General features: G+C 30.4%; 19 protein-coding genes, 1 pseudogene and 1 riboswitch. Of the genes and pseudogenes, 18 read left to right on the top strand and 2 right to left on the bottom strand.

All coding sequences use genetic code 11. The features are described 5' to 3' along the window. The 6 genes from HMPREF2647_RS04015 to HMPREF2647_RS03990 all read left to right on the top strand — a co-directional run. On the top strand, positions 1 to 347 hold a 347-nt coding region (locus HMPREF2647_RS04015), incomplete at its 5' end, for a segregation/condensation protein A (protein ID WP_176746906.1). Further along, the gene (gene scpB / locus HMPREF2647_RS04010; RefSeq protein WP_049415573.1) at positions 340 to 873 is read left to right on the top strand and encodes an SMC-Scp complex subunit ScpB; all 534 of its coding nucleotides are present in this window, start codon (positions 340 to 342) and stop codon (positions 871 to 873) included. The genes HMPREF2647_RS04015 and scpB, both read left to right, overlap by 8 nt. Position 874: 1 nt before the next feature. Beyond that, entirely contained in the window at positions 875 to 1612 is a 738-nt protein-coding gene (locus tag HMPREF2647_RS04005; protein WP_017176278.1) for a pseudouridine synthase, read from the top strand. A 206-nt stretch (positions 1613 to 1818) separates the two neighbouring features. After that, positions 1819 to 2544, top strand: a complete 726-nt coding sequence (locus HMPREF2647_RS04000; RefSeq protein ID WP_048681466.1) for a response regulator — start codon at positions 1819 to 1821, stop codon at positions 2542 to 2544. Beyond that, positions 2528 to 4294 (top strand): ATP-binding protein, encoded by a 1767-nt coding sequence (locus HMPREF2647_RS03995; RefSeq protein WP_025987179.1) that lies wholly within the window; start codon positions 2528 to 2530, stop codon positions 4292 to 4294. Before HMPREF2647_RS04000 ends, HMPREF2647_RS03995 begins: the two co-directional genes overlap by 17 nt. 245 nt (positions 4295 to 4539) lie before the next feature. Beyond that, a riboswitch (FMN riboswitch) is annotated at positions 4540 to 4667 on the top strand. A gap of 64 nt (positions 4668 to 4731) precedes the next feature. Beyond that, a complete protein-coding gene (locus HMPREF2647_RS03990) occupies positions 4732 to 5277 on the top strand; it encodes an ECF transporter S component (protein ID WP_002449844.1) in 546 nt (181 codons plus the stop codon). Between the two features lie 83 nt (positions 5278 to 5360). Here the strand turns inward: HMPREF2647_RS03990 and HMPREF2647_RS03985 are convergent, their stop codons facing one another. Continuing rightward, positions 5361 to 5609 (bottom strand): ferredoxin, encoded by a 249-nt coding sequence (locus tag HMPREF2647_RS03985; protein WP_002449743.1) that lies wholly within the window; start codon positions 5607 to 5609, stop codon positions 5361 to 5363. 96 nt (positions 5610 to 5705) lie between these two features. Here HMPREF2647_RS03985 and HMPREF2647_RS03980 point away from each other — a divergent pair, with 96 nt between their 5' ends. The 4 genes from HMPREF2647_RS03980 (at position 5706) to ypdA (ending at position 10842) form a co-directional block, all read left to right on the top strand. Further along, a complete protein-coding gene (locus tag HMPREF2647_RS03980) occupies positions 5706 to 6671 on the top strand; it encodes a helix-turn-helix domain-containing protein (RefSeq protein ID WP_017176281.1) in 966 nt (321 codons plus the stop codon). Then, a complete protein-coding gene (locus tag HMPREF2647_RS03975; protein ID WP_017176282.1) occupies positions 6652 to 8031 on the top strand; it encodes a RecQ family ATP-dependent DNA helicase in 1380 nt (459 codons plus the stop codon). Before HMPREF2647_RS03980 ends, HMPREF2647_RS03975 begins: the two co-directional genes overlap by 20 nt. Positions 8032 to 8178: 147 nt before the next feature. Then, positions 8179 to 9705, top strand: a complete 1527-nt coding sequence (gene ebpS, locus HMPREF2647_RS03970) for an elastin-binding protein EbpS (protein WP_070859553.1) — start codon at positions 8179 to 8181, stop codon at positions 9703 to 9705. Positions 9706 to 9855: 150 nt separating this feature from the next. After that, the gene (gene ypdA, locus HMPREF2647_RS03965; protein WP_037541041.1) at positions 9856 to 10842 is read left to right on the top strand and encodes a bacillithiol disulfide reductase YpdA; all 987 of its coding nucleotides are present in this window, start codon (positions 9856 to 9858) and stop codon (positions 10840 to 10842) included. Positions 10843 to 10904: 62 nt separating this feature from the next. Here the strand turns inward: ypdA and HMPREF2647_RS03960 are convergent, their stop codons facing one another. Continuing rightward, entirely contained in the window at positions 10905 to 11873 is a 969-nt protein-coding gene (locus tag HMPREF2647_RS03960) for an asparaginase (protein ID WP_017176285.1), read from the bottom strand. Between the two features lie 75 nt (positions 11874 to 11948). Here HMPREF2647_RS03960 and cmk point away from each other — a divergent pair, with 75 nt between their 5' ends. The 8 genes and pseudogenes from cmk to HMPREF2647_RS03920 form a co-directional block, all read left to right on the top strand. Beyond that, complete coding sequence (cmk, locus tag HMPREF2647_RS03955) at positions 11949 to 12605, top strand: (d)CMP kinase (protein WP_017176286.1); 657 nt, start codon at positions 11949 to 11951, stop codon at positions 12603 to 12605. Between the two features lie 309 nt (positions 12606 to 12914). Continuing rightward, on the top strand, positions 12915 to 14093 hold the full coding sequence (gene rpsA / locus HMPREF2647_RS03950; RefSeq protein WP_048680745.1) for a 30S ribosomal protein S1: 1179 nt from the start codon (positions 12915 to 12917) through the stop codon (positions 14091 to 14093). Between the two features lie 184 nt (positions 14094 to 14277). Continuing rightward, positions 14278 to 15588, top strand: a complete 1311-nt coding sequence (der, locus tag HMPREF2647_RS03945) for a ribosome biogenesis GTPase Der (RefSeq protein ID WP_017176288.1) — start codon at positions 14278 to 14280, stop codon at positions 15586 to 15588. A 14-nt stretch (positions 15589 to 15602) separates the two neighbouring features. Next, positions 15603 to 16601, top strand: a complete 999-nt coding sequence (locus HMPREF2647_RS03940) for an NAD(P)H-dependent glycerol-3-phosphate dehydrogenase (RefSeq protein WP_017176289.1) — start codon at positions 15603 to 15605, stop codon at positions 16599 to 16601. 168 nt (positions 16602 to 16769) lie between these two features. After that, complete coding sequence (locus HMPREF2647_RS03935; RefSeq protein ID WP_002449794.1) at positions 16770 to 17042, top strand: HU family DNA-binding protein; 273 nt, start codon at positions 16770 to 16772, stop codon at positions 17040 to 17042. A 188-nt stretch (positions 17043 to 17230) separates the two neighbouring features. Beyond that, positions 17231 to 17812, top strand: coding sequence for a heptaprenyl pyrophosphate synthase subunit A (locus tag HMPREF2647_RS03930; RefSeq protein ID WP_017176290.1), 582 nt, complete (start codon positions 17231 to 17233; stop codon positions 17810 to 17812). After that, positions 17812 to 18513 carry a demethylmenaquinone methyltransferase gene (locus HMPREF2647_RS03925; RefSeq protein WP_017176291.1) on the top strand — a complete coding sequence of 234 codons (702 nt, stop codon included), beginning with the start codon at positions 17812 to 17814 and terminating at the stop codon, positions 18511 to 18513. The genes HMPREF2647_RS03930 and HMPREF2647_RS03925 overlap by 1 nt, the downstream gene beginning before the upstream one ends. A 29-nt stretch (positions 18514 to 18542) precedes the next feature. Continuing rightward, positions 18543 to 18716 (top strand): annotated as a pseudogene (locus tag HMPREF2647_RS03920) (heptaprenyl diphosphate synthase); the annotation flags it as partial.

The following is an 18716-nucleotide window of genomic DNA, read 5'->3' as shown; positions in this document are numbered from 1 at the left end:
AAAAAAAAACGCATTGGGACAAAAATCAAACGATTGATTTGACTCAACTGATTGTTGCATACCAAAGAGTAAAAAATAGAGTAGCATTAAATACGCCAAAAGCAGTTGAAATTTCAAAAGATATTTTTACAATTCAACAAGCTACTGAAGTGGTTGCTAAACATTTAGAGAAACAAACATCATTTAACTTCTTTAGTTTATTTAACTTTAATGAACCTGTGAGTAAAGTTGTTACACATTTCTTAGCAATATTAGAAATGTCTAAAGCAGGTCTTATTAATATAGAACAGTCAAATAACTTTGAAGACATCAATATCATTAGAGGAGTGAACTATTCTATTGGATAACATTGGCATTATAGAGTCATTATTATTTACTGTAGGCGATGAAGGACTCGAAGCACGTCAGCTTGCAGATATTTTAAAAATGGATTTAGATGAACTTGATCAATTAATTTCGACGTATCATTCAAAAGGTCTTGAAATACAAAGATATGGTTCCATTTATATGTTAACCTCCAAAAAAGAGAGTGCTCCTTTTATCGAAGTATTAGTGAATCAAAAAGCAAACATGAAATTATCTCAAGCTGCTATGGAGACACTATCGATTATTGCTTATAATCAACCATTAACTAGAAGTGATATCGAAGTAACAAGAGGTATTAATTCTGATGGTGCAGTGAGAACATTAATTGCTAGAGGACTTATTGAAGCAAAAGACATGGAGAATTCGCGTAGTCATTTACTCATGACTACTGATTTATTTTTAAATGTTTTTGGAATGAAATCAATAGAAGAACTACCATCTACTGAAGAAGATAACGAAGAGATTGAAAATTTCTTTAGTACACTTACAGAGCAAAAGGAGAAATAAAATGAATAAAGATTTAGAAAGACTTCAAAAACGAATTGCTAACAGTGGATATACATCTCGAAGAAAGGCAGAAACTTTAATCACTGAAGGTAAAGTAAAAGTCAATGGTCAAGTAGTTACAGAACTTGGAACGAAAGTTAAATCTTCAGACACTGTTGAAGTTGAAGGAATTAAAATTGAGCAAGAAGATAAAATTTATATTCTGTTCTATAAACCAACGCAAGTGATTACTAGTGTTTCAGATGATAGAGGTAGAACGGTTGTAACAGATTATTTTAAAGATTTAGAAGCAAGAATTTATCCAGTTGGACGATTAGACTATGATACTTCAGGGTTATTATTACTTACAAATGATGGTGAATTTACTAACCTGATGACTCATCCTAGATATCATATTCAGAAAAAATATGTTGCAAAATTAAAAGGGTATTTAATGAGAGAAGAAGTTAAAGCATTAGAACAAGGAATTGAATTAGAAGATGGTTTTACACAACCTGCTCAAGTTAAAATAAAAAATCAAAATAAAGAAAAAAATACGACACTGGTTGAAATAACTATTAGCGAAGGTAGAAATAGACAAGTTAGACGTATGTTCGAACATTTTAATCACACAGTCGATAAATTAATACGAATCGAATTTGGAAATCTTAATTTAAAAGGTTTAAATGCAGGTGAAGGTAGAGTATTAACACCTCATGAGGTGAAAATATTAAGACATATGGCTGAAAATGGCAATTAATTCGAAATAACTTAACAATACAAAGTATTTTCACAATTACAATGTGTATCTTTTTTTATTTATTCACTGTAATAATAAATCATAGGTTCTACATCAAAAAAGATATTTTGCTATTTTTTTCACAAAGTCAATTGAATAGAAAGCTTTAATATAGTGAATATGCTATAATTAAAATGGTATAGAGCATGTGTAGGAGGTATATTGTAATGATGAATGAAATATTAATTGTAGACGATGAAGATAGAATCAGAAGATTATTAAAGCTTTACTTAGAAAGAGAATCGTTTACTATCCATGAAGCAAGTGATGGTAGAGAAGCATATGAACTTGCTATGGAAAATGACTATGCGTGCATTCTTTTAGATTTAATGTTGCCTGAAATGGATGGTATTGAAATGTCATCAAAATTACGTGAGCATAAAGATACGCCTATTATTATGCTTACAGCTAAAGGCGAAGAAACTAATCGTGTGGAAGGATTCGAATCAGGTGCAGATGATTATATAGTGAAGCCTTTCTCTCCCCGAGAAGTCGTATTAAGAGTGAAAGCATTACTACGTAGAACTCAAACATCTAAACCAGAACAAAGCGAACCACATGCAAGAGATGTCATTGAGTTTAATCATCTTATTATCGATAATGATGCACATCGTGTATTAGCGGATCAACAACAAGTGAATTTAACTCCAAAAGAATATGAGCTATTAATATACTTAGCAAAAACACCTAATAAAGTATTTGATCGTGAACAACTATTAAAAGAAGTTTGGCATTATGAATTTTATGGTGATCTAAGAACTGTAGACACACATGTTAAACGATTAAGAGAAAAATTAAATCGAGTTTCTGAAGAAGCAGCACATATGATTCAGACCGTTTGGGGTGTCGGTTACAAATTTGAGGTCAATACAAATGATGAATCGACTAAATAGTGTTGTTATAAAACTGTGGTTAACTATAATATTTATAGTAACGACAGTTTTAATTTTATTAAGTGCAGCATTAATTACATTTATTCAATATTATTACACCCAACAAACAGAAAATGCTATAAGAGAAGATGCTTCAAGGATTAGTCATCTTGTTGAAAAAGCTGATAACAAGTCACTTGCCATACAACATAGTCAGGAATTGATTGATGGTACAGGTGGCGTTATTATTATGTCTAATAAAAATATGTCAGCAGAAAAATCATATAATCTGATTAAAAAAAGAATGTTAAAAGAAATACAAAACAATGACAACTTTAATAAAGTATTTGATACAGGGAAATCTGCCACACAAAACGTCACAATAAGTGAAAAAGGAGCATCCCATTCTTATATTCTTTTAGGATATCCGATGCAATCTCAAAATCGTAAACATGCTAAGTTTAGTGGCGTATTTATATATCAAGATTTAAAAACAATTGAAGATACTAATAATGCAATTACCATTATTATTTTAATTACTGCCATTGTATTTTTAATTGTTTCAACGATTTTTGCGTTCTTTTTATCTAATCGTATCACTAAGCCACTTAGAAAATTAAGTACACAGGCAATCAATGTATCGAATGGAGATTACTCTCAAAAAACAACAGTAAATACGAAAGATGAAATTGGTGAACTTTCTTATACGTTTAATAATATGAGTTATAAAATTCAAGAACACATTGAAGCTTTATCTACTCAAAAAAATATTCGTGATCGTTTATTTAATTCTATGATTGAAGGTGTAGTGGGTTTAAATGATAAAAGTGAAATTATTTTATCTAACAAAATGGCAGACCAAATACTACCGACAATTGATAAATCTATTTATTCAGAAATTAAAAATCAAATTAATGCCACATTTCATTCAAAAGGTACAGAGTTTAATGAATATACAATAAACTCTAAGTATTATGTGTTTATAATGAGCTATATTGATCGTATTCAACAAGATGGTCGTAGCGGGATTGTAATCATCATAAGAGATATGACAAATGAACATAATCTTGATCAAATGAAAAAAGATTTTATCGCAAACGTATCCCATGAACTCCGTACACCGATTTCGTTATTACAGGGTTATACTGAATCGATAGTCGATGGCATTGTAACAGAACCTAACGAAATCAAAGAATCACTATCAATTGTATTAGATGAAACAAAACGACTTAATCGCCTTGTCAACGAGCTTTTAAATGTTGCAAGAATGGATGCGGAAGGATTAGCCATTAATAAAGAAATACAGCCTATAATGCCATTATTACGTAAAATACAACTTAAATATCGTCAACAAGCACAAGATTTAGAACTAAACATAGACTTGTTACCAAATATTAATGAAGATGATTTATGGAATTACGATGCTGATCGAATTGATCAAGTACTCACAAACTTAATTGATAATGCAACACGCTATACACATCCTGGAGATTCAATTACGATTACTGCTAATAAAGATAGTCAGTACCAAATTTTAAATATAAAAGACACAGGTAGCGGCATTGCTCCCGAACATCTTGATCATGTATTTGATCGTTTTTATAAAGTAGAAGCTTCTAGAACTAGAGGTAAACAAGGAACTGGTTTAGGATTATTTATTAGTAAGATGATTATTCAAGAGCATGGCGGAATTATTTCTGTAGAAAGTACAGTGAATAAAGGCACAACCTTTATTATTAAATTACCTAAACCTTCTATAGATTCTAAATAATTAACTTTCGACAAAATAAGATTAAATATCCAAATTATTTGAGATTATGCTCTTCAAAGTTAAAGATAAAACTTTGAAGAGCGTTTTTATATCTATAGTTTTTTTAAATTAATATTTCATTTCATATTAATTTAAAATCAGTCGACGAAATTGATGAACCATATCTCTCATTTTTATAAATAAACAGAGATATTGCAATGAAGGAGTTATTCATGTAATATAAATTTTAAATGATAAATTCAATAATTCATCTTCGGGGTAGGGTGTAATTCCCAACCGGCAGTAATTTGAGCCTGCGACCCGCTTCAATGGAAGTGGCTGATTCAGTGTAAATCTGAAGCCGACAGTATAGTCTGGATGGGAGAAGGTGGAGGTTTTTTGTTGTGTAAAAGTATCCTCCAATTCTTAGTAAGATGAATAGAAGGAGAAAACTGAATATGCAACAAAATAAACGTTTAATTACCATAAGTATGTTGAGTGCAATTGCATTCATATTAACATTTTTGAAATTTCCATTACCATTTTTGCCTCCATACTTAACATTAGATTTTAGTGATGTACCGACTTTATTAGCTACTTTTATTTTTGGTCCTTTATCTGGTCTTCTTGTAGCATTAATTAAAAATATATTAAATTTCTTATTTAATATTGGCGATCCTGTTGGGCCTGTGGCAAATTTTTTAGCAGGGGCTAGTTTTTTACTAACAGCTTATTTTGTTAGTCATCGTAAACAATATTCATCTCGTCGTTCACTAATTATAGGATTAGTTGCCGGCACTATTGCAATGACTATCGTTTTAAGTATTTTAAATTATTTTGTCTTACTACCTTTATATGGCATGATATTTAATCTTGGTGATGTATTTACTAATTTAAAAGTAATTATTTTATCTGGTATTATTCCTTTTAATATTATTAAAGGATGTGTAATATCGATTATTTTTATCTTGCTATATCGCCGTTTAAAAAAAGTATTGAAATAAAATCAAGACCTCCGATGACTTCTTAGTAGGAATCATCGGAGGTTTTATATTATAATTATGGTAATGCAATTTTATTTACGGATTTATTCAAATTTTAAGGCATCTCCATCAAAAGGCTCTTCTTCAATTTTAATTGAATCAGTTGGACAGCCTTCAAGAGCATCTTCCATATCTTCATATAATTCTTCTGGTACTTCTGCAGTACCTTGATTATCGTCAAGGATTACGAAAGCAATACCTTCGTCATCATAATCGTAAATATCTGGTGCAGCAGCGCCACAAGCACCACAAGCAATACATGTATCCATATCAACGATTGTGTACTTTGCCATTTTATTCGCCTCCTTTGATAAAAATGCTACACTAGTCATAATAAATAATTTTATTATATTCTAGATATAAAAGTTCTATAAAAGAGGAGTTCACTCATGCAAGAAATGATTAGTTATGTTAAACATCACTCATTCAATTATAAAACTAATAAAAGTATATATAATATTTTAAGTGGAAAAAAGTCACATCAAACGTTTTTTGATGCGAGCTCTCAACAACTTTTATCATTATATCATAGTTTACCTAAATTAAAATATCAGACATTTGAACGACTTTTAAATAAAAATGATATAAAAGAATTAAATATCAAGGTGCATCCTCGATTCACTTATGATAGTCTTAATAATACTTTTAAATGTATTCAATTATTAATTCAGACGATATCTCAATATCTCCATCATCAACTTAAATTCGTACCAATGAACCAACAGGTTATTATTCAAAATAAAGTTAAAAAGGTTTATGGAACTATTATTGAAAATGATTTAATAAAAGACTTTGAAAATGAAGTGACTGATTTATTTCAAGCAATCAGTTTAAATAATAATAATAAGTGTTACCTTCATTATTATTTGCATGGTTATGATGAGCCTATGTATACAAGACAACAGGTAAGTTTGATTGAGAATATTTCTATTTCAAAATTATATACATTAGAATTGAATAATTTAGTCACCTTAGGAAGTGAAATTGAAAATAAACAACGTTATCCTATATTGTCTGAATGTATTATTCTTTCATCATTATTAAATAAAACATCTATTACTCAACAATATCTTCATCAAGGTTTGAGTTTAAATGAAATCGCAATTGCACAGAATGTTAAACTTAATACAATAGAAGATCATATTTTAGAATTATTTATTAAAGGTTATGAGAAAAATTACGAAAATTATGTGGGAAAAAAAGATATTTTTCAATTTACTCAATACTATACAGAGCATAAAGGAGAAAGATTAAAACGATATAAACAAGAGTTTGATCATTTATCATACTTTGAAATTAAACTCATGATTGTTGGGATAGAAAGAGGTGAAATGAATGTTAGAGAACAATCTTAAACAATGGTTTGGACATGAAAGTTTTCACCCAGGTCAGAAAGAGGTCATAGAAAGTGTATTACAAGGCAATCATACACTTGGTGTTTTGCCAACAGGTAGTGGGAAAAGTCTGTGTTATCAATTTCCAACTTATATGCAACAAAAACCTACTCTTATTATTTCACCGCTAATTTCTTTAATGGATGACCAAGTGATGCAACTTAAATCTCAAGGTGAACGAAGGGTTGTGTGTATTCATTCAGGTATGGATGAACAAGAAAAAAAAGAAAATATCAATGTATTAAATCAAAGTCGTTTTATATTTCTAAGTCCTGAATTTATTCTTCAATCTCATCATTTCAATTTAATTAAAAACATTCCATTTGGTTTAGTAGTATTAGATGAAGCACATTGCTTATCAGAATGGGGATATGATTTTAGACCGCATTACGCACTTATTGGTCAAATCACTCATCATTTTAAATTAGCGACTATTTTAGCATTAACTGCTACTGCACCGCCACATTTAACAAGTGATTTAGAACATATTTTAAAAGTTAAATTAAACACTATACAAACTACTATGAATCGTAAAAATATTTCGTTATCACATTTTAATTTCAAGGATGACGACGAAAAAATAGAATGGTTATTGAAATTTATTGAATCTTCAGGTCCCACAATTATTTATGTATCATCTAAGAAAATATGCTTACAACTCGCAAAACTCATTTATCAACATGGATATTTAACTGGTATTTATCATGGGGATTTAACTTATCAAGAACGTCAAACTGTTCAAAATCAATTTATTAATAATTTTATTCCAGTTATTGTAGCTACTAGTGCTTTTGGAATGGGGGTTAATAAAAAAGACATTCGGACTGTTATTCATTTTCATTTATCATCTAGTCCTTCAAATTATTTACAAGAAATTGGACGAGCTGGGAGAGATGGAAAACAAAGTCAAGCGATTAGTCTATATCAACCAGACGATGCTTATATTCTAGAGACGTTACTCTTTAATGATGCTATCGTATCAGAAGATGTCGAAACTTTTGAGTTAGGCGCATTCCTTCCACCTAATAAAGAAGAAATTTTAACAGTATTACACCAAAATTATACATTTAAAGAATTGAAACACATTTTTAAAACCTCATATATACGTAAACAAGCTGGTTATCAAAGAATCATAGGTTATACTCGTATAGATCAATGTAGAAGAAAATTTTTACTGGAATTTTTTGGAGAATCTCCTAATCAATCTAATGAATGTTGTGACAATGATTCAGATTTAAGTAAAATTGAGTGTTACAACAGAAAAAAAGTTAAAAGACAATTTACTTTCAATGAAAAAATTAAAAACTTATTTAGAGTTTAGTGACTTTACTTTACTAAAATATTTTATACAGGATATAATTAAATTACAAAATGATTTATAAGAAATTTAAAAAATGATACATATTTATGCATTACTTGGGTATAAATAATGTGACAATTAAAATAAGAAAAAGAAAGGATGTTGACTATGTCTAGAGATAATTTTAAGGATGATTTTGAAAAAAATCGACAATCGATAGATTCAAACGATCAATTCGATCGTGTAAATAATGAAACTAACGATGAAATAGACAATTTTAACAATGAAACTGATCAACAGTTTCCACCAAGAAATGCACAAAGACGACAAAGAAGAAGAAACCAATCTTCTAGTCGTAACAAAAAATTTAACGATCAGGTTAATGATTATGAAGAAGGTTCATTAGATGACCGTTATGATGAGGAAACATTTGACAAAGTACATAACGAAAGTAACTCTCATCATAATCACGAGAATGATGAGAATAATCAACGTTCCAATATAGATGAGCATTATGATGAACGCAACCGTCATTCTAATTTAAATGATCGTCATAATGATGATGATCGTCGTAATAATTCTAATCATCGTTTTGAGGACGATAGTTATGAAAATGATGATAATAGTGATGATAGAATGAATAGTGATCATCGTCGTCATCGTGATTTTGATCAAGATAATGATAGACATGAAGATCATCATTCCAAAATCGGAAAAGATGCAACCATTGCTGGAGGAGCTGCTGCTACTGGAGCTGTTGGAGCAAAAGTATCACGTAATAAAAAACGTAAAAATAATCGTCATGATGAGGAAAATTATAGAGATAATGAAAATAGAAGTGTTCAACATGACAACGAAGATAATAATGAACTAGATAATAAACATCACAGAAAAAAAGGAAATAAAGGCAAAAAAGCTGCTGCAGTCGGTGCTGGCGCAGCTGGAGCAGGTGCTGCTGGTGCTGCTGCTTCTAAACATAAACATCATAATGAACATAACAATCTAAATCATCATGATGATGATAAACATCGTGAATACGAAGATAATGATGGTTTCCAAGCACATAACGGTAAGAAAAAACGTGGTTTAATGGGAATTTTACTTCCACTCATAGCTTTATTACTTATTTTAGCTGCTCTAGCTATTTTTATTGGCATGTATCTTAACAATGACCATAAAGATAAGAATAATAACACCGCAGATAATAAAACAGAACAAACTGAGAACAAAGATAAAGATAAAGACAAAGACAATGCTACAAATGAAAAAGACCAATCAAATGAAACAGCAGCAACAAAAGAAGATAAATCAAGTGAATCAGATAATAGCACTAAAAAAGATAGTGATGAGTCAAATGAAGTAGCTACAACAGAAAACAGTACATCAAATGATAATAATGATAAAAATTCTACTGAAAATGCAACATCTGAAAATGATAACAATAAATCAAATGTATATAATAATTCATCAAGTTCAGATAATAACTCAAATTCTCAATCAACTCAAAATAACACACAATCAAGTAATAGTGTTGGCCAACAAACTCACGTAGTATCTGGTAATGATAATTTATATCGTATTGCAATTCAATACTATGGTGAAGGTACAGTTGAAAATGTAAATAAATTAAAACGAGCTAATGGCTTAACTAGTAATAATATTGTAAATGGTCAAAAATTAGTTATTCCTCAATAATATCTGAATGTATTAAAAAAGATACACCTAAAATGGTGTATCTTTTTTATGTTCATTTGAAGATAAGTAAATAATAATGTAAATATTTTTATTTAGAAATATATCAGTAAACTGATATAATATGTTAGTGATTAAAGGAGGCCATTAAACATGCAAACAATTGAAAGTATTATTATTGGTGGAGGCCCATGTGGTTTAAGTGCAGCCATTGAGCAAAAGAAAAAAGGCATAGAAACACTAGTAATTGAAAAAGGTAATATTGTAGATGCCATTTATCATTATCCTACGCATCAAACTTTTTTCTCTTCTAGCGATAAATTAAGTATTGGCGATGTGCCATTTATTGTAGAGGAAAGTAAACCTCGTCGTAACCAAGCACTTGTCTATTATAGAGAAGTAGTAAAATTTCATCAGTTGAATGTACATCCTTTTGAGGAAGTATTAACAGTTAAAAAAATTGGAAATAAATTTACAATTACAACAACTAAAGACGTGTATGAATGTAAATTTTTAACAGTTGCGACTGGTTATTACGGTCAACATAATACTTTAGATGTTAAAGGTGCGGATTTATCTAAGGTTAAACATTACTTTAAAGAAGCACATCCATACTTCAATCAAGATGTTGTGGTTATTGGAGGTAAGAATTCTGCAGTAGATGCAGCTTTGGAATTGGAAAAGGCTGGGGCAAATGTGACTGTATTATATCGTGGAGATCGATATTCAGCAGCAATTAAACCTTGGATTTTACCAAATTTTGAATCTTTAGTTAACCATGAAAAAATCGATATGGAATTTGATGCAAATGTTACTGAAATCACTCAACATTCAGTAACTTATGAAAAAAATGGTGAAACAGTAACAATACCAAATGACTTTGTTTTTGCAATGATTGGTTATCATCCAGACTATGAGTTTTTACAATCTATTGGTATAGATATTCATACTAATGAATTTGGAACAGCTCCAATTTATAACAAAGAAACGTATGAAACAAATGTGGAAAACTGTTATATTGCTGGTGTTATAGCAGCTGGTAATGATAATAATTCAATTTTCATTGAAAACGGTAAATACCATGGTGGCATTATCGCTCAAAGTATTTTAAGAAAAAAACAAACTCCACTAGAAAGTTAAATTTCATTTATTTTAATTAAAAGAGAGAAACAATGAGTGCATCATCATTGTTTCTCTCTTTTTTAAGTTTCAAAGTATTCTTTCAATTCCTTGTGATTCATATGATTACTTAAACCAATTAAAAGTTTTAATCTTGCTTTAGGGCCATTTAATCCGTTAGAAAAAATAAGTCCCTCTTCAGCTAATCGAAAACCTCCACCTTCATAATCATATACTGGACTTACAATGCCATTAAATGAGCGAGACACAAGTACGATAGGAATATCTTTTTTGACACACGATTCAATACCTTTTAAACAACTTGGGGGTAAGTTACCTTGGCCTAACGCTTCAATAATTATACCTTGAACATTTTGTTGAGCATAAAATTCTAAAACATCCTTAGTCATCCCCATATACGCTTTAATTAATGGCACATTTAAACTCTCATCTATTCTTGGAAATACTGTTTGTCGATATGGACGATTATAGAATTGAACACGATCTTTAGTTAAGATACCTAAAGGGCCTTGATTAGGACTCTGAAAGGTATTGATATTCGAAGTATGTGTTTTAGTAACATTTCTCGCAGTATGTATTTCGTCATTAAATACGACCATCACGCCTTTATCAGAAGCTTCTAATGAAGTTGCAACTCTAATTGCTGAAATAAAATTATATAGCCCATCTGAACCAATCTCGTTTGATGAACGCATCGCACCTGTTATAACAATAGGTTGACTTATATCGATTGTTAAATCGAGCAAATAAGCTGTTTCTTCTAACGTATCTGTGCCATGTGTAATCACACATCCATCATAATGATTCTTAGAAAATTCCTTAATAATGATGTCTTTTAACTTTATTACATGAGAAAGTGTGATATGTGGTGATGGGACATTAAAGGGACTTATTTCATATACATTTGCATATTGACCTATGATGTTTTTATGTAATGAAATAGGATTGATGTCATTTGTAACGACCTGATTGAGTTGATTTTGAGACATACTAATTGTTCCACCTGTATGAATAACAAGTATTTTTTTCATTAAACTCCTCCTATTTTTAAAATATATATTTATGATAAAATAATACAGATAAAACAACAAGAAAGGAAAAATGTTATGAATCCAATTAATATTGCATTAGATGGTCCTGCTGCTGCTGGAAAAAGTACAATTGCAAGACAAGTGGCTAGTAAATTATCAATGATTTATGTCGATACTGGTGCAATGTATCGTGCAATAACGTATAAATATTTAAAGCAAGATGCTCCTGAAGATTTTCAAAATTTAATTAATCATACTTCTTTAGAATTAACTTACAATCCATCAAAAGGACAACGAATTATTTTAGATAACGAGGATGTGACAGACTATCTAAGAGAAAATGATGTCACGCAACATGTTTCATATGTTGCATCAAAAGAACCTGTACGCACATACGCCGTACAAAAACAAAAAGAATTAGCAATAAAAAAAGGAATTGTTATGGACGGTAGAGATATTGGTACCGTCGTTCTTCCAGATGCTGAGTTAAAAGTATATATGATTGCCTCTGTAGATGAAAGAGCTGAAAGAAGACAAAAAGAGAATGAATTACGTGGCATTTCTTCCACTTTAAATCAATTAAAAAAAGAAATTGAAGAAAGAGATCATTACGATATGAATCGTGATATTTCACCTTTAAGAAAAGCGGAAGATGCTATAACAGTGGATACAACGAGTAAAACTATAGAAGAAGTAACTGAAGAAATATTAAAATTAGTAGAGAATCTGTAATTTTTGTACATAGCTATTTAATTTAATTCGTCAAATGACTAAAATATAAGCGAATTATTTTAAATAGCTATTTTAGTTATATATAATTAATTATGGAAATATAAACAATAAATTTTCTTAATCTTATATTCAATCATAAATTTCGATTTTTATTGATATTAATAAATATATTTTTCTATTGCTCAATATTAAATAATTTTAAAAAATGATATATTTTTTAAAAACTTATGAAACTAAAGGGGTATTTCTTGACAATTCCTTGTGTTTATAAGATGTTATAGTTATGTAGTGTATAAGGAGGCAAACATGATGACTGAAGAATTCAATGAATCAATGATTAATGATATTAAAGAAGGTGACAAAGTCACTGCAAAAGTTCAACAAGTTGAAGATAAACAAGTAGTAGTTCATATTGATGGGGCTAAATATAATGGAATAATTCCAATTAGCCAACTTTCAACTCATCACATTGAAAATCCAAGTGAGATTATTTCAGAAGGTGATGAAATTGAAGCATATGTAACCAAAATTGAAATTGACGAAGAAAATGAATCAGGCGCTTACATTTTATCAAAACGTCAACTTGAAACCGAAAAATCATATGAATATTTACAAGAAAAGCTTGATAATGACGAAGTAATCGAAGCTAAAGTTACTGAAGTAGTTAAAGGTGGCTTAGTTGTGGATGTGGGCCAAAGAGGATTCGTTCCTGCGTCACTCATTTCAACTGATTTCATTGAAGATTTCTCTGTATTTGAAGGACAAACAATTCGTCTTAAAGTAGAAGAATTAGATCCTGAAAATAATAGAGTCATTTTAAGCCGTAAAGCAGTTGAACAAGCTGAAAATGACGTTAAAAAAGCATCGTTATTAGATTCACTTAATGAAGGGGACGTTATCAAAGGGAAAGTTGCTCGTCTTACTAACTTTGGTGCTTTTGTAGATATTGGTGGCGTTGATGGATTAGTTCACGTATCAGAATTATCACATGAGCATGTTCAATCTCCTGAAGACGTGGTAAGCGTTGGACAAGAAGTGGACGTTAAAGTTAAATCTGTTGAAAAAGATTCTGAGCGTATTTCTTTATCTATTAAAGATACTTTACCAACTCCATTCGAAAATATTAAAGGTAAATTCCACGAAAACGACGTTATCGAAGGTAAAGTAATTCGCTTGGCTAACTTTGGTGCTTTTGTGGAAATTGCTCCTGGTGTTCAAGGACTTGTACACATTTCAGAAATTGCTCATAAACATATTGGTACACCAAGTGAAGTGTTAGAACCAGGACAACAAGCGAGCGTTAAAATTTTAGGTATTGATGAAGAAAATGAGCGTATTTCTTTATCTATTAAAGCTACATTACCAAATGAAGATGTGATTGAAAGTGACGAAGCTACAACTCAATCATATTTATCTAATGAAACAGATGAAGACAATCCAACATTAGGTGACGTTTTTGGTGATAAATTTAAAAACTTAAAATTCTAATATTAAATATTTTATTATTTAATTTAATGATGAGAGCAAGAAAAGATATTCAAATAGAATTCTTTCTTGCTCTTTTTTATTTATCTTTACTCACTATCTATCGTATGACAATATATACTTGTTTTTAAATCATCATTGCATATGATAAAATTATAGAGATTTTAGAAAGAGAGGAAGTTAGCTTATGACTAAACCTATTGTAGCAATTGTAGGTAGACCTAATGTGGGTAAGTCTACAATTTTTAATAGAGTAGTAGGTGAACGTGTATCAATTGTTGAAGATACTCCAGGTGTTACGCGTGATCGTATTTATTCTTCAGGCGAATGGTTAACACATGAATTTAATATCATTGATACTGGAGGCATCGAAATCGGAAATGCACCTTTCCAAACACAAATAAGAGCTCAAGCAGAAATCGCTATTGATGAAGCAGACGTAATTATCTTTATGGTAAATGTAAGGGAAGGTCTCACTCAAAGTGATGAAATGGTAGCTCAATTACTTTATAAATCAAAAAAACCTGTTGTTTTAGCAGTAAACAAAGTAGATAATCCTGAAATGAGAAGTGATATTTTTGATTTTTACTCTTTAGGTTTTGGCGATCCTTATCCAATTTCTGGTTCACATGGTTTAGGTCTAGGTGATTTATTAGATGAAGTCGTTAAACATTTTAAAGAAGAAGATAGTGATCCATATGATGATGACACTATTCGTTTATCTATTATTGGTCGTCCAAATGTGGGCAAATCTAGTTTAGTAAATGCCATTTTAGGTGAAGAACGTGTTATTGTATCAAATGTAGCAGGTACAACTCGAGATGCTGTAGATACTGAGTATAGCTATGATGGACAAGATTATGTGTTAATAGATACAGCAGGTATGAGAAAAAAAGGTAAAGTATATGAATCAACTGAGAAATACTCTGTATTAAGAGCTTTAAAAGCAATTGAGCGTTCAAATGTGGTGTTATTAGTTATTGATGCCGAAGAAGGAATTATTGAACAAGATAAGCGTGTTGCTGGATATGCTCATGAAGAAGGAAAAGCAATGGTGATTGTCGTAAATAAATGGGATGCTGTAGAAAAAGATACTAATACCATGAAAAAATTTGCTGACGATGTACGTAATCAATTTCAATTTTTAGATTATGCACCTATCGCTTTCGTATCGGCAAAAGAGCGACTACGATTAAAAACACTTTTCCCTTATATTAGAGAAGCAAGTGAAAATCACAAAAAACGTGTTCAAAGCTCAACACTTAACGAAGTAGTAACAGATGCTATTTCAATGAATCCTACACCTACAGATAAAGGTAGACGTTTAAATGTCTTCTATACTACTCAAGTGGCTATTGAACCACCAACATTTGTTGTATTTGTAAATGATGTTGAGTTAATGCATTTTTCTTATAAACGCTATCTCGAAAATCAAATTAGAGATGCATTTGGTTTTGAAGGAACGCCTATTCATATCATCCCTAGAAGAAGAAACTAAGAGGAGAGATTAAGATGACTAAGATTACGGTTTTTGGTACAGGAAGTTTTGGTACTGCATTAGCAAATGTTTTAGCAGAGAATGGCCATTCAGTTTTAATGTGGGGGAAAAATGAAAATACTGTAGATGAAATCAATCAATCTCATCAAAATAAACGGTACTTGAAAGACGTAACATTAAATGAAACGATTAAAGCAACAAGTCAATTAGAACAAGCAGTTAATTTTTCAGATATATTTTTAATTGCTTTACCTACAAAAGCAATTAGGAATGTTGTGACTGAAATTGATCAACATATTAAAACTAAAAAAACGTTTATTCACGTTGCAAAAGGTATTGAAAATGAAACATTTAAACGTGTATCAGAAATGATTGAAGATTCAGTATCTAAGAACCATAAAAATGGCGTAGGGGTACTATCTGGACCAAGTCATGCTGAAGAAGTTGTAATTAAACAACCCACAACTGTTGCAGCTTCGTCAAAAGATGAACACATAAGTAAACTTATTCAAGATTTATTCATGAATGATTACTTAAGAGTATATACTAATAATGATTTGATAGGAGTAGAACTAGGTGGTGCACTTAAAAACATTATTGCTGTAGCAAGTGGTATTGTTGCTGGAATGGGTTATGGTGATAATGCTAAAGCGGCTTTAATGACAAGAGGTTTAGCTGAGATTAGTCGACTAGGTGAAAAGCTAGGGGCTGATCCTATGACTTTTCTAGGTCTTGGTGGCATTGGTGATTTAATTGTAACGTGTACGTCTACTCATTCAAGAAATTATACTTTGGGATATAAATTAGGAAAAGGTAAAACGACTGAAGAAGCACTTAACGAAATGAATATGGTTGTTGAGGGAATTTACACAACAAATTCAGTATATCATTTAGCGAAGTCTCAAAATGTTGATATGCCAATAACCAATGCTTTATACAAAGTATTATTTGAAGATAAACCAGTGAAAGATAGCGTGAAAGATTTAATGGGGCGAGATAAAAAAGCTGAATAAAGTGTAATTTTGCTATTTAACACAAATATTTTATAAAATTATTCACGAAATACTGACAATTCAACGTTTTAAGTATATAAATCGTTGCGGTAAAGGGAATTATTGTGTTAAAGTCATACCATAATGATATAAATTTATCATTATCATTCATCCGGAGGTGAACTCATAATGAATAAAACTGACTTAATCAATGCGGTTGCAGAACAAGCTGATTTAACTAAAAAAGAAGCTGGTTCAGCAGTAGATGCTGTTTTCGAATCAATTCAAAACTCACTTTCTAAAGGTGAAAAAGTTCAATTAATTGGTTTCGGAAACTTCGAGGTACGTGAACGTGCTGCACGTAAAGGACGTAACCCTCAAACAGGTAAAGAAATCGAAATTCCTGCAAGTAAAGTTCCAGCATTCAAAGCTGGTAAAGCATTAAAAGATGCTGTAAAATAATTTACTTAAAAAAGCCCTATAAGGGCTTTTTATTTTATATATTGTTTAATTCTAAATACATATGTTTTATTTATAATTGTACAATTCACTGTGAAGCGACTATGAAGTTATTTTCGTCATAAGCACTATATTTTATTTTTATGAATATAATGTTAATATGTATATTGATACTAACGTGAGGTGTGAACATGGAAAGAACATTAAGCAAATTAAATAGACAAATTACTCAAAGGCTTAAAGGAATTAATGAATATGAAGCAATTCACATTAATAAAGGATTAAGTGATGTTTTAGATCATTTTAATATTCCAGAAAATGCTAAACTTGCCTGCCTCACTATTGATACTTCAATGAAGCATCTAGATGATATTTCTAAAAATAAATTATCTAAGAAATCAATTCTAATTGGTGACTTATTAAGTGCTCATTTTTATACTTTAATATCTGAAATTGGTGATGTATCATATCAAAGACTAATGAGTGAAGCGATTATCAAATCTAATGAGCTTAAAACTTCATTGCATCATCATTCACTCGAGCGTCATGATATATATAAGGCTGTGTTAGATATAGAAACACTTTTCCCTTTTATAACTATTTCTCATTTTACAGATATTGAGATCTCTCAATATGAAATATTTGAAAAATTATTTAATGGGGTACATCAATATTATCCCTCTTATTTAAGTGAATATGATGAAGATGAAATCAACCAAATTATTAAACATATAAAGCAAAGCGATAAAGAGAAAAGTAGAGGTAATAATTAATGACTGAAAATAATGCAAAAAAAGAACAAGTTCATACGGTTTTTCAAAATATTTCTAAAAAATATGATCGATTGAACAATATAATAAGCTTCGAACAACATAAAATATGGCGTAAACATGTAATGAAAGATATGAATGTGTTACCTGGAAGTAAAGCACTTGATGTATGTTGTGGTACAGCAGATTGGACCATTGCTTTAAGTAGAGCAGTAGGACCTAATGGAGAAGTTACAGGTTTAGATTTCAGTGAAAATATGCTTGAAGTTGGTAAAGAAAAAACTAAATCAATGCCTAATATTCACTTAGTGCACGGCGATGCTATGAATTTACCATTTGAAGATAACACATTCGATTATGTAACCATTGGTTTCGGTTTAAGAAATGTGCCTGATTATTTAGCAACATTAAAAGAATTAAATCGCGTATTGAAACCAGGCGGTATGATTGTATGTTTAGAAACAAGTCAACCAACATTACCCGTATTTAAACAAGTTTATAAACTTTACTTTAAATTTGTGATGCCTATTTTCGGGAAGTTGTTTGCTAAATCTAAGGAAGAATATGAATGGTTACAACAATCTACATTCAATTTTCCAGATAAAACTAAATTAAAGCGTTTATTTGAACAGGCTGGTTTCAGTCATGTAAAAGTTCGTAGCTTTACAGGTGGCGTTGCTGCAATGCACCTTGGCTATAAATAGAAAGTTCTACTAAATAAAAGGTGATTAATGTGGCAAAGTTAAGTATGAATAGTGAAATTAAAAATGTTGAAAAGCGTTTAAAAAATGCTATTAAAAGTAATGATTCTGTATTACAAGAAGCAGCATTTCATTTATTATCTTCGGGTGGCAAACGAGTGCGTCCAGCATTTGTTCTTCTTAGTAGTCAGTTTGGACCAAAAAAA

The organism is Staphylococcus sp. HMSC035D11 (genome assembly GCF_001836075.1).
Taxonomy (GTDB): Bacteria; Bacillota; Bacilli; order Staphylococcales; family Staphylococcaceae; genus Staphylococcus; species Staphylococcus hominis.
This window is presented reverse-complemented; position numbering and strand designations above follow the sequence as displayed.